At 43.5% G+C, this 13,001-nt stretch carries 8 protein-coding genes; 1 reads left to right on the top strand and 7 read right to left on the bottom strand.

Translation table 11 applies throughout. The annotated features are described in order from the left end of the window. Nucleotides 1-49: 49 nt before the first annotated feature. The 6 genes from L1D50_RS07620 to L1D50_RS07645 form a co-directional block, all read right to left on the bottom strand. The gene (locus L1D50_RS07620) at nucleotides 50-3,202 is read right to left on the bottom strand and encodes an efflux RND transporter permease subunit (protein ID WP_128727305.1); all 3,153 of its coding nucleotides are present in this window, start codon (nucleotides 3,200-3,202) and stop codon (nucleotides 50-52) included. A 15-nt stretch (nucleotides 3,203-3,217) separates the two neighbouring features. Beyond that, nucleotides 3,218-4,384, bottom strand: coding sequence for an efflux RND transporter periplasmic adaptor subunit (locus tag L1D50_RS07625; RefSeq protein WP_128727304.1), 1,167 nt, complete (start codon nucleotides 4,382-4,384; stop codon nucleotides 3,218-3,220). A gap of 242 nt (nucleotides 4,385-4,626) precedes the next feature. Continuing rightward, complete coding sequence (locus tag L1D50_RS07630) at nucleotides 4,627-7,002, bottom strand: ABC transporter permease (RefSeq protein ID WP_162847789.1); 2,376 nt, start codon at nucleotides 7,000-7,002, stop codon at nucleotides 4,627-4,629. 5 nt (nucleotides 7,003-7,007) lie between these two features. Continuing rightward, nucleotides 7,008-9,389, bottom strand: coding sequence for an ABC transporter permease (locus tag L1D50_RS07635; protein ID WP_128727303.1), 2,382 nt, complete (start codon nucleotides 9,387-9,389; stop codon nucleotides 7,008-7,010). A gap of 10 nt (nucleotides 9,390-9,399) precedes the next feature. After that, nucleotides 9,400-10,104, bottom strand: a complete 705-nt coding sequence (locus L1D50_RS07640) for an ABC transporter ATP-binding protein (protein ID WP_128727302.1) — start codon at nucleotides 10,102-10,104, stop codon at nucleotides 9,400-9,402. Nucleotides 10,105-10,114: 10 nt separating this feature from the next. Continuing rightward, complete coding sequence (locus L1D50_RS07645) at nucleotides 10,115-11,356, bottom strand: HlyD family efflux transporter periplasmic adaptor subunit (RefSeq protein WP_128727301.1); 1,242 nt, start codon at nucleotides 11,354-11,356, stop codon at nucleotides 10,115-10,117. 235 nt (nucleotides 11,357-11,591) lie between these two features. Between L1D50_RS07645 and L1D50_RS07650 the strand changes: the two genes are divergently transcribed. Further along, the gene (locus L1D50_RS07650; protein ID WP_167815400.1) at nucleotides 11,592-11,969 is read left to right on the top strand and encodes a hypothetical protein; all 378 of its coding nucleotides are present in this window, start codon (nucleotides 11,592-11,594) and stop codon (nucleotides 11,967-11,969) included. Nucleotides 11,970-12,065: 96 nt separating this feature from the next. Here the strand turns inward: L1D50_RS07650 and L1D50_RS07655 are convergent, their stop codons facing one another. Beyond that, a complete protein-coding gene (locus L1D50_RS07655) occupies nucleotides 12,066-12,680 on the bottom strand; it encodes a PQ-loop repeat-containing protein (protein ID WP_239965812.1) in 615 nt (204 codons plus the stop codon). Between the last annotated feature and the right edge of the window lie 321 nt (nucleotides 12,681-13,001).

The raw sequence follows: 13,001 nt of genomic DNA on the forward strand, positions 1-13,001 counted from the left end.
CCGAACATGATTGCGCGACCTTTGCATTGTTTAGTGTAAACGGGAGTTTCTAGGCTTCCGCTTCCTCTAATTGATTATCGTCAGACTTAGGCTTGCGTCTGATCTTCGCTTTTAAGCGTGAACCTGCCCCCTGCACATCGGTTAAGATAATGTATAGGGCTGGCACTAACACAAGCGTGATAAGCGTTGCGAATAACACGGCAAATCCAAGTGATACCGCCATCGGAATAACAAACCTTGCTTGTAGGCTTGTTTCAAAGATGATTGGCATGACACCAGCAAACGTCGTAATAGAGGTTAGCGTGATTGCCCTAAAGCGTGCACAGCCCGCTTCAATAACCGCCTCTTTAAGCTTAACGCCTTCGGCACGTGCTTGGTTGATATAGTCCGTCATTACCAAGGAGTCATTAATCACAACACCTGCTGCGGCTACTAACCCGAACATAGACATAGTACTCATATCTAAGCCAAACACTAAGTGACCCCATAGCGCACCGACTAAGCTAAATGGGATTACTGACATCACGATAAGCGGTTGCGCATAGCTCTTGAGCGGTACAGCCAATAAGATATAAACCATCAACATACCAGCTGCAAAGAATAAGATCTGCTCACTGGTTTGTGCTTGGCGCTCTTCCACACTACCACCCAGCTTAGTTTTTACGCCTGGGAACTGCTTAAGTAGTTCTGGTAAGATATTTTCTTCAATATTCTTAACCACCACATCAGGTTCAATCAGCTCTTCATCGATGCTACCGTATACGTATACCGTTCTAAAGCCATCTTCACGACGAATATAATTGATACCCGGTTTCTCGGTAAACTCTACGACGTCGCCTAGCATCACTTCTTTGCCTTTTGGCGTAGTGATGATAGTACGCTTAAGTGAAGCCAAGGCTTTACGATCTAGTTCAGGATAACGCACCATCACTTTGATCTCTTCACCATCACGAATAACCCGCTGCGCTTCACCACCGTAGAAGCTATTACCAACCTGAATAGCAACATCAGCCAGTTGCAAACCTAGCTCATACGCCACTGGTTTGAGCGCAATCTGCATTTCTTTACTCGCAGGGTCAATACTCGAGCTGATATCAAATAACCCAGGTTGCTGTTGAAGCATAGAAATAAGCTGTCTGCCCGCCGCATTCAGAGTCTCGATATCTGAGCCTAGTAAGCGATAGCCAAACTCGCCTTCACCGCCGCCCTCATTGCCAACACTGTCATACACAATGATTGACTTCACCGCAGTGATCTCTGGCATTGCTTCACGCCAACGACGCGCAAGTTCAAAAGCGGTAAACGGTCTTAAATCTTCATCAACAAGCGTTGATAATACCAAGCCCTTCGTGCGACTTTCGTTCCAAGAATATATATCCTTAATCATGCCTTGACCGAATTCTTGCATAATGTTTTTATCAACATGGTGCATCATTAACTCGATCGACTGCATTGCCGCAATGGTTTGCTCATCCGAAACATTATCGTTCATAGTAACTTCAATTCTCGGATAGTCCTCTGGCACCTTGGGGAAAGGAATAAAACGTACAAGATTAGAGGTCACCAAACTTAAGCTAAATATCAACATTGCTACAAAGCTTAAAAACACCGTCCATCGCCATTCGACACAGCGCTGAATAAAGCGTCTGTATGGTCCATTAACAAAGGCGAAGAACTTCTTGTTAAATGCAGCACGACGACTGTTTGGGCGCAGTGGTTTAATCTTAGTGTGGGCAATATGCGCTGGTAAAATCCATTTTGATTCAATCAAACTAAACACCAGACATAAGATGATAACGCCCGAAATTGACTTAAAGAATGCGCTCTCTGGACCTGATGAGAACAACATAGGTGCAAACACCGCAATGGTTGTTAATACACCAAAGGTTGCTGGCGTTGCAACACGCTTAGCGCCGATCACTACATTTTTAACACTGTGACCTTTACGTTCAATTTCGGAGTAAGCGGCTTCCCCTATGACAATGGCATCGTCTACCACGATCCCAAGCACCATGATAAAGGCGAACAGCGATACAATATTAATGCTGATTCCAAGTGCGGGCATAAACAAGAACGCGCCAAGGAAACAAACAGGCAGACCAATCATTACCCAAAGCGCGAGTTTAAAACGCAGGAAAATAGTTAGCATGATGGCAACCAGTAACGCACCTTGGATCATATTGCTCTTCATCATTTCGAGTCGAGCATTTAGGTAGTACGTCATATCAACGATTGGTTCTAATCTTAAGCCTGCTGGTAATTCAGCATTTTTCTTTTCGATATACTGATGTACCGCCTGAGCGATAGGGATCATGTTTTGGTCTTTGGTCGCTTTAACCGCTAAAAATACCGCATTTTCACCGTTCAAACGAAAATAGTATTCACCTTCAGTTAGGCCATCTTTGATTTCTGCAATGTCTTGAAGGTAAATTTTCGCGCCGTTATCGCCGACCTTAACAGGGATGTTTCTAAACTCATTACCGCGGTACATTTGGTTTTCAACACGCACGGCAATAATGCCTGATTCCGTCCTTATCTGACCTGCTGAAATGTTGGTCGAATAACGTCTAATTGCATTGCTCACATCATTAATGGTTAGGTTGTAACGTCGCAGAGCATCTGGATCTACTTCAATACCAATCTCGTAGTCAGGGGTGGAGCGGTCAACCAGTGATATCACCGGAATTTCTAGTAACTCATCCTCAATTTCTTTAGCAATTGGCTTGAGCGCATTCAACGGTAGATTACCTGCAAGCGCAATGTTCACTACGTCTTGACGAAACTCTATAAGCTGAACCTGCACAGGCTCCATGGACGCTGGGAAGGTCGCGATACTATTCACACGCGAGCGAATTTTATCTTCGACTTCCGTTAAGTCTTCATCTTTATAGATTTCAAGTTGCGCACTACCGCTGCCTCTAGCGGCACGGTAAACCCCTTTTTTGATTTCTGTAACGTCTTTTAATGCTTCTTCAATTTTGATCAAGATCCCCTCTTCAATTTCTTGAGGAGACGCGCCAGGATATACGGCTGACACCGTCACATAATTGATCTCAAAGTTTGGAAACATTTGTCTTTGGATAGTCATATAACTGATAAAACCCATTATCAGTATGAAGACCATCAACAAGTTCGCTGCTACCGTATTATTCGCAAAATAGGCGATAATACCGCGCTGCGATGTTTTTTCTATATCACTCATGGTCGCTCCTTGCTGTTACAGCTTTTCCGGCTGACTACTTGGCTTTGATGACGAGTCCGTGCCAGCAACTTTAACTTCCATGCCTTTTTGTGGGTATTCTGGTGGCGTCATGACCACTTTATCGCGACTTGTGATGCCATCACCAATTAGGAAGAACTCCCCCTCTTCGCGGATAACTTGCACTTTACGTGGCTCAAGCTGGTTATCTTGATTAAGCAACCAAACCGACTGATTATTCACGATATCTTGAGGTAGGCGGTAGATTTGTTTTAACGTTTTACCCGCAAAGCTAACTTGTACATACGTACCATATTTTATCGCTGGCTGACGCGTTGTGAGACCGTACGGGTCGTTAATACGTACCACTAGGTTGTTCATGCGAGTTTGTTGGTCAACAGTACCTAGGTCTCTATCAATTACCGCTTCACGAGTAAAAGCATTCACGCCACGCTGATAAACCGTGGCAGCAAGCCCTGACACTCGCTCAGGTAGAAAAACAGAATCAAAACCCGCGATAGGAATAATGACTTCTGCAGTTTCGATGTTATTGACAGTACCGACAGAGCTACCCATGGAAACGAACTGGCCAAGACCAACGTCTTTTTTCACTACCAACGCATTGTAAGGTGCAATCACTTCACAGTTTTCTAGATCTCGTTTTGCACGCTGTAATGCGGCTTTTGCAGATTTTACTGAGGCTTTGGCACTCATGACTTGCGGTTTACGCAAAAATAGGTCGGTGTGCTTTTTATTTGGAAACCTTCTTGCTTCATCAGCAGCAACGTCAGCTTGAGCTTGCTCTTCAATAAGCTGCGCTTCAGCCCTTGCAAGTTCAGCTTCCGCTTGGAGCAATGCAGCTTCGTAGTTATCTTGCTCAATGCGAAGCAGCACCTCGCCTTTTTGTACCAGCCCACCTTCGACAAAGTTAGGGTGCCAGTATTCAACCTCGCCCGAGACCTGAATAGAAAGCTGCGTGCTCTCTAGCGGTTTTACTTCGCCATAACTTTGGATCACCACTTGGTGATCTTGCGCAGTGATTGTTTCAACTTCAACAACAGGGCGAGAATCGACTTCCTGCTTCTCTGGTTCACTTTTAGCCACTGCATTGATGACCTTAAATCCAACAACACCCACTATAAGCACGGTAAAGGGTAGAATCCATTTTAGAATTTTAGCTTGCATGACAATACCTATTGATAATTTTCTGACCGTATAGTAGCAAGTTTATTGCGTTCTCGGATGTGACATTTGTAAGAATCTGTTACACCTGTAGAACATCTATTTATAGTCACGCTAAAGCATCAAAAATTATTAAGTAATTTCAAACAATTAAACATTTACGAGATTGATATATAAAGACCTTTTCAAGTATGGCTTTTGCAAGATACATAACAACTTCTTTGATTTTTTGTCACAATCATCGCCTAGATCTGCTTTGCTACATGATGAAACTCAAGCGCTAAAATAAAACTCCCTATTAATACGACGGCCAGCAATAAATAGATCCCAAGCTGCCCACTCAAAATGCCAAATATACTCGCTATCACTAGAGAGAAGCACACGGCAATAACAACAGCCACCGCGATAAGAGATACTCGGTTTTGGCATTGCTCTATCAAAATATCAATAGTCTTAGCGCCGACTAGACGTTTGATATTAAAAATTGGCGCACTCAATATCGCAAGATAACCGAGCAAACCATACATACCTGCAACTACTTGTATTAACATCATCAGTGCGATCACCAGCCCTGCTAAAAAGCTCAGCATGGCTGTTTTATTGAGTTGCTGCATCCGCAACTTGATATCAACGAGCTTTAAGATCGATTGGCTTGGGTTTTGCTGTTTGTACAAAGCAGTAATCGTATGCAAGTCTAATTTCTCCCCCGCTTTGGCTCGCACCAAAATATTTCCACTAATAAAATTAAAAGGTAGATAAGCCAAGGCTTGTGCTTGGGAGGTATGGCTGAAGGTATTTTCAACAATGCCCACAAGGGTAATAGGGCGCTGGTTTTTGTCGTAGATGGTCATGCCGATATCTGCCGCAGTCACGCCAAGGCGCTGTGCTAAAAGCTGATTGAGCACCACTTTTTTTCCCGAACTATTGATAGCTAAGTCATCCTCAGAGAATCCGCCACCAGCAATAAATCTTTGGCCTGAAGTGCTAAAGTAACTTGGCCCACTGAGCTGTAAATAAGCGACGACTGAGTCGCTGCCATCATCAACTAGGCTCAGCGACTCCAGAAATACAAACTCATGAGGTAATACGCCAGCCAGAGCAGCACTCTCGACACTTGGGTGTTGTCTAAGCGCCGACAAATTTATCATCGCTTGATTATATCTTGCTTGAATAGCATCTGAGCTGCGTTCGTAGTTACTTTGCTGTAACTCAACAAAATAAAGGTTATTTGAGTTAAAACCACTTGATGTATTTAGCTGCCCACCAAAGTAACTCAATAGCCAAAATGCAAAGCTCATTGTGACTATACCCACACCAATTTGCAATCCGAGTAAGGCTTGACTCATTGACTTAGGTAATTGTTTGACCTGTCCTTTTCCTGCGCCACTTAATTGACTACGAATATCCTTAAATGACACCTGAGACATTGCAAGTTTTACAAACACCAGTGCACAGAGTTGAGCAAAGACAACCACCAACAAGAAGCTCCACCAAGGCAACGTTAGCCAAACTACGTGTGCTAAAGCCTCCTTTGCCCAAAACTGCATTAGCCAAACGCCAGCTTTCGCTATCCCTATGGCAAACAATGACGCAAATAAAAAAATTAAGGCGATATAACACCACTGCTCTAGTTGCAGATTGCCGCGCTTAGCACCGAGTACAATCGCCAGCGCCAGCTGGTTTTGTTTGGATTTAAAATCTAACAAGTAGAGTGAAAATGCATTCACTAAGGTAATGATAAGTAGCCCAACGCCTGCAAATGCTAACCATTGCGTCGTTGTTCTTAGCTGCCCTTTTAGTTTATCTGCAAGTGGTAACAACGAAAATTTGAGCGTCGCACGACCAGATATCGCTTGTTCTAACTGAGCTTGCTCAAATGCAGCTTGAAACTGTGTTTGTAAAAGCGTTAATTGCGCCTTTACATTGCCTTGCTTTATACGACCTACAAGAAATAAGTCGCTTCTTACCGCCAAATGATCCATACCCGTAATACTGTCACCCATCATAAGGGCGAATGGCAAAAATACCTCACTCATCCGGTTAGATTGATATAATTGCGGTTCGGACTCGTCGCACGCGGCCACTCCCACCACGGTATAACGACGCTCATCAAGTTGAACGCTCTGTTCTATCATGTTTTCATCAGGAAAATGTTGCTGCACAAAGCACTCTGTCACAACAATTTCATTAGGTGCTGTACCAAGAACATCACTTTGGGAAAACCACCGCCCTTCCTTTAAAGTAATATCAAAGAGTGAAAAGAAATCATCACTGACATAAGTTGTCTCGACCCTTGGCTCAACCACTGAGCCACGCAATAAGCTATGGCTATAAAATACCGCGGAGGCTTTATCAAACAACTGTTTGTCTTGAGCTAACTGCCAAGCAACGGGTGTGGAAATCGCATTTTCCATGATCGTCTTGTCATGTTCATCTAACATATCACCCTGTAGCCAAAAGAGTTTATCGCTTTGCGGATAAGGTAGCGGCTGATAAGCCTGCCATGATAAGCCAATACTCATTAGCATCGCGGCGAAAGCGCTGCCCAATAACGCAACTAACATCAGATTTTGTCGAAGACTATGCCAAAGCCGCCCCAATAACGTACGCCATAATGTCATACTTATCACTTCTCTAACTCAGAAGGATTGATCAACGCATTGAGTGGTCTGCGCAGTATTTGTTGCAGTGAAAAGTATAAACACACACTCGACACCAACACTATCCCCGCAGCCGCAACCGAAAACTCTGCCACATTAAATGTTTGCTGAAAGTACGGCGATAATAATAAACAGCCCATCAGGGCGATAATTAACGCGATACCTATGTGCTTAAAGTGGGTGATAAGATCCTCTTGAGTTAGATCGCTGTGTTTGGCACCCATAACCATCTTTGTACCATAATGGACAACTTTAAGTGACTGGCTATATCGGAACACGCCGATTAAACCAACAACAACCAGCAGCAACGCCAGTGCAAGTATAAATAGTGCCCCGTAGGTGACCAAAGTATCAGTCAACAGGTATTGCTCACGCTGCGCTGCAAGTGATTTAAAACTAAAGATTTTCAATGCAGGATGAACCTGAGCTAGCAGCTCGGCGAAATGGGATTTAGTAACCGGCTGCTGAGTCTTTATTAACGCTGTCCTATTGCCTTGTACTGCTCGATAAACATAGGGTAATACGGGCTCACCCGGCACAGCTAAATCGGCCACAACACCAATAACTTCAAATGCCGCATCTTCGTCTGTAATGTCAAAACTCAAGCGTTTGCCTAGCGCCTTTTCCTCTCCACCTAGCTGCTCAGCAAAAGTTTTATTGATAATTAGCTGCTGATCGCCTCGACGCACTGCTTCACTATCGAAAAACTGCCCTTGTAGTAATGGCAAAGAGAAAAATTCGAGATAGCTACTATCCACTACTCGACCAACAGGGTGCACTCGTTTGAGCGTCTCAACCTCTTGCAATGACCAAGTGTCAACACTCTGTCCAATAGGTGAGCGACTTCGACTTACCGCAATTACTTCTGCAGTATTTGCTAAAACCTCACTGGCTTGACGCATTATCTCTTCGTACTCGTCTCTCGGCATTGTATCAGGAGCATAAAGCGTGACTTCGTATTTATTCTTGAGATCTACTGCATAAGCATTGTTGAGATGAGATATGGCAGAAACACCAACATTAAAGCAAAAGAATATCAAGATAATAGAGATACTTAACTGACTCACTGCCATGATCCGTTGCACTCGCGAACTCATAACAACAGCTGTGCCCTTGCCACTTTGTTTTAGCATTTGCGTTAAGTGACGAAAGCGTATTGCTGACATTCCACCTAGCAACAATAACCAGCTCGCCAATAAAGCGACCAGTGCTAATGCGAGCACACTTTGCCAAGTTAATGCTATCAGCTGCGCTTGCGGCAACAGTCCAACGAGTTCTGTCTGTAGCCATTGGCAAATAACATAAGACGCGCCAATTGCAACCACGAGTGATACTGAGCAAAGTGCTAGCAATGGTAACCATTGCATCAGCGCAATATCTCTTATTTTTGCTCCCACCACCGCTTGAATTGCCAACCTGCGCTGGATCTGGCTGAGCCTTGCAAGATATAAATTACTAATATTTAATAGCGCTATACCAAGTAAGCCAAGCGATACCACAAACACCCCAAACAACAATAAGGGGGATTTACCGAGTATAATTGATTTTAACGGCACCGCGCGAATGCCAATATGCCATTTCGCAAAGTACTCACTGTCGCTCACTTTGCTGCGCCAAAGTGTGTTCATTTCGTTGGAAAGTGAGAGGCTAACTTGTGCATGCTTCACACCTGTAGCCAGTTTACCCACCATCAAATTAACCGCGTAGCGGTTCCACCAGTACGGCTTTGCTTCCTCTAAAGTTAGGTTATATTGCCAAGGTAGCCAAACCGCAGTGTTGTGTGTGAGCTTTTTTAAGTTGGGCTCATAAAATTGCTCTGCTGCGACACCGACAATTGTAAACTCTCGCTCATCCAGACGCAGCGTTTTATTTAAAATATCGGGGTCACCATTGAAGTGACTTTGCCAAGCTTGATAGCTAAGCACAGCGACAGGGCTGCTCTCATTTACGGGTTCAGTAACAACCCGGCCCATCGCAAGCGGCATATCAAAAATACTAAACCACTCGGGCGAGACATAAGCCGATTCAACCTGTGGTGCATCGGCATCCGAAGTTAGCAATTGCTCAGCATAATGCACCATAGCCAACTGCTCCATTGTCACAGGTTTATGCTCGTATAAATGCATTAATGATGGGTAGTTAAAGGCTTCGCTGCTCTCGTTGCCATTTTCATCAAACATTGGGTATTCAAGCTTTACAATACGTTCTGCGTTTGAATACGGCAAAGGTGAGAAATACAAGCTATGTAACATCCCCATTGCGACAAGCATCACAACGAATACGCAGCTCAGCGTAGTCACAACACTAACATGATAGATATTTACTCGGCCTAAGTTGAACACTTGCATGACACCCTCTCTATGCGCGTAAACTAACAGGTGGAGCAGAAGCGACGGTACCTAACAGCTCGCCATCAAACAACTTCACCTGCCTTGGAGCCATATCGGCATAACGAGGATCGTGCGTCACCATACAAACGGTAGTGCCTTGCTGATGCAATTCAGCAATCAATTGCATTACCTGATCGCCACTTTTCGAATCTAAGTTACCAGTTGGTTCATCTACCAGTAAAATGCTTGGATCGGTCACCAAAGCACGAGCAATGGCGACACGTTGCTGCTGCCCGCCTGATAACTGATTAGGCTTGTGTTGAACGCGATGCGACAGCCCAACCTTTTGTAAACAAGACTCGACTCGCAGCTTTACTTCTGCCTTACTCAACTTCTCAGGACGGTACTTTAGGGGTAAAGCGACATTATCGAATACCGAAATTTCATCAATGAGATTAAAAGCCTGAAAGACAAACCCAATGTGTTCATTACGAAGCTCAGCAGCCTGATCAAGCGTCAGCGTTGTCACATCATGAGCACCAATCGTATAACTACCACTTGTTGCTTGGTCAATTAAACCAATGATGGATAATAAAGTAGATTTACCACAACCAGAGGGACCAGAGATCGAAATAAAATCGCCTTTTGCTATTTCCAGTGAAATATTTCTCAGTGCATGTGTTTGTAGCTCTTCGGTTTCGAACACTTTATTAATATTTTTAAGCACTATCATTTTGATATTCCTACTTTAATAAGATTGTCTCATCTAGACTGGCAAGGTAGGCTAGATCAGAAATGATTAATCGTCTCCCGGCTTCAACGCCAGAATTTATAACAATATATTTCCCAGTTGAAGCACCAAAGGTGATTTCCACCGGCTTTGCGGTTTCATCACTAGTCAGCGCAAAGAAAGTCTGTGTTTGATTGTCTTTAGCATTGGCGGGACGCTGTACATAAGTGGCATTGGTAAGGTGCTTAATGGCAATACTGGCGGAGATACTCAGCTGCGAGCGTGCCTGCTTTGGTAGTGTATTTGGTAAACTCACCTCAACTTCCACACTATTGTTTGTCACCACAGGGTCAACTCGGAGTACTTTACCTTTTATGATATTGGCCTGCATCTTCACCATAACGTCTTGGCCTGTTTCAACCCAACGCACTTGGGACTGCGGCACAGATAATACCGCCATCAACGACTGGTTAGAGCCGATTAATGCCATCTCATCGCCAATATTAAGTTGCTGCCCAAGCGCTAAAGGCATGCGCTCAAGGATCCCTGAGGTACTAGCCCTAACCTCTAATTGTTGCTGCTTTTCTAGTAAGTTATTGAGTTCTTGCTCACGAATATTAATTTCCTCGTTGGCAAGAGTAAGGGCCGAACCATGCAGTGCTTGCAACTGTTCAGTTTGCTGCTCTAGTAGAGTTATTTCATGTTGCAAGGTACTCAAGCTGGTTTCAGTTTGGGCAAAATTCAGTGCAGAAATAATGCCTTGTTGTGCGAGATTTTGTTCCGCGCGGTGACGCAATACTAAGGTTTTAAGCGCACCTTGTTTTTGCATCAGCTGTGTTCGCTCATTTAGCAGCTCTCTTTGCTGAGTCAGTAACAGTTGCTCTTTTATGGCCCGCGACTGTCGCAAAGCTTGTTTGGCTTGCTGAACTTGTAACGTAAGATCTGGGCTCACAAGCTCGGCGATCACGTCGCCTTTATGCACAATTGCACCCGCTTTATGGTGAATAGTTTTAACGATAGCCGCGCTTTGCGCGTTTAATAAAAACTGCTCGGCACTACGTAATTCCCCAAAGCTATCCACTGACAAAGTAAGCGGCCCTTGTTTCACCTCTGCTACCAGTATCTCTGTGCGCATCACACTAGTATGAGATGTCCATTGTTGCCACAGCAGATAAAAAACTATCACCACCATTAAACAGGCAACCACAATATAATGTGTGGTCTTTTTTGGCTTCGCTGGTTTGACTAGATCCATTTCCCCTCCTCATTGACCAAACATTAATAGCGAGATTAATGCCAACTTTAAATAACTTTAATTTTCAATTGTTTAATAGATTTTAAGTTGAAAGATCTAGCTTATATTTCGAAATCGGAATACCCACTCCGGGATCGGAGAGTAACTGCGGTGAGTACAACTTATCTGTTGTTACACTCGTTTTGCCTTGAGCTTCTGACAGGTTCAGTTGTTTTGGGTACACCGAGTCAACATCATGAAAAAAATGGTATTAGGTGTCGCCCTCGCACCCACTACAAGCTTTGCTAAACAGAACAAAGAAGAAGAAAAAACCATCGCCAACGTAAGCGATGCCAACATCAGTGAAGCAGTTCTCGCCAGTATTGAAATAAAAAAGGTCGAAGATGGTAGAATTTTATTCAAAGCGGATAAGCTATTTCTAAGTGGGCCACCACACAAGTGCCTCCTTGAAAGCGTGTGGATGACAAAAAGGCAAGCAAACACGGCGATTTGGCAAAAGCCGCTGCGTTATTCCAGCTGCAGAGTATTTTGGATACAAGCACAGCTTAGGGTGCCGTTCAGGCCACTAAGCCACATAAAGCGTATATCGATCGTCTGCTCACAAAAGCGTTAGAAGCGTAACTCAACAATTCTTGTATGATACGAGTGAAATGAATGAAAACTTTAAGGGCTAGTAATTTGCTAGCCCTTATTTTGTCTGTCTATATCGCTAAGCTAAAGCAGGTTTAGAACGATAGTACTGAATACAACCTAACTGTGCGGCATTAGTCAGTAAAATCATCACAAACATCAGCACATGAGCTACGCTAACATGACCAAGACTCAGCTCCGCAGCCAACCCAATTCCTCCCGCTAAAAACTGTAGCGAGAAATATCTTGCGCTTAAGTTAGAAACATCACCGCTTTTAATCGTTTTATAGGTTTGTGGCATCACTCGAATTGAACTCATCACTAGTCCTAAGTAAGTTAACGCATTTAGCAACGCAGCAGCTTCGATGTCCTTAACCAATAAAAGCACAAGTGGTAGCGTCGACAAACCAAGCAAAAGTGCTAATTGATTGCGTTGCTTCGAGCTTGCGTTGTACCGAATAAAATAATATAAAATAAGTGCGCTTAAAGAACCGGTAATCGCGAAAGGCAGCACCATGAAAAAGCGTTCAAAGAAAATGTTATAGGCAATAAAATAAGAGCTTTGTGCAACACCAAAACTCATCATTAACAGTGAGACACCTGATACACTGCGATTTTTACGGATCTTCCTAATCAAAGGAACAAAGCTTAAAACCAAAACGAAAGAAGAAACGACCGGTAAATATTCGCTCAATGCCAACTCCAAATGTCTAAATTGTTGCTAAGTTAAGGTGCTGTAAACCCCTTAAAGACACATTGTAAAATAATGATTTTTAAGGTTTTTATTTTTGAAGGCGCGCATTTTAAGAGCTAAACATAAAAATACAACATAACCTATAGAATCTATTTTCCACCTCTTGGCAATGCTCAAATACAACCGTATAAAAATAAGTACACTTGAAACGCGGCAGCATGAGACGTCCCGCTCCCAGCCGATATGGCATTAATTAAGTAAAACCTATGTTAAAAAAATATAAATAAAACTTTACAAAAAGCATTATTGTTTCTATTTTGG

Source organism: Pseudoalteromonas sp. Isolate6, from assembly GCF_022398435.1.
GTDB lineage: Bacteria > Pseudomonadota > Gammaproteobacteria > Enterobacterales > Alteromonadaceae > Pseudoalteromonas > Pseudoalteromonas galatheae.

Excerpts from the sequence above, each read along its gene's own strand:
- L1D50_RS07620 (WP_128727305.1), bottom strand. The coding sequence starts at position 3,202 with ATGAGTGATATAGAAAAAACATCGCAGCGCGGTATTATCGCCTATTTT.
- L1D50_RS07625 (WP_128727304.1), bottom strand. The coding sequence starts at position 4,384 with ATGCAAGCTAAAATTCTAAAATGGATTCTACCCTTTACCGTGCTTATA.
- L1D50_RS07630 (WP_162847789.1), bottom strand. The coding sequence starts at position 7,002 with ATGACATTATGGCGTACGTTATTGGGGCGGCTTTGGCATAGTCTTCGA.
- L1D50_RS07635 (WP_128727303.1), bottom strand. The coding sequence starts at position 9,389 with ATGCAAGTGTTCAACTTAGGCCGAGTAAATATCTATCATGTTAGTGTT.
- L1D50_RS07640 (WP_128727302.1), bottom strand. The coding sequence starts at position 10,104 with ATGATAGTGCTTAAAAATATTAATAAAGTGTTCGAAACCGAAGAGCTA.
- L1D50_RS07645 (WP_128727301.1), bottom strand. The coding sequence starts at position 11,356 with ATGGATCTAGTCAAACCAGCGAAGCCAAAAAAGACCACACATTATATT.
- L1D50_RS07650 (WP_167815400.1), top strand. The coding sequence starts at position 11,592 with ATGAAAAAAATGGTATTAGGTGTCGCCCTCGCACCCACTACAAGCTTT.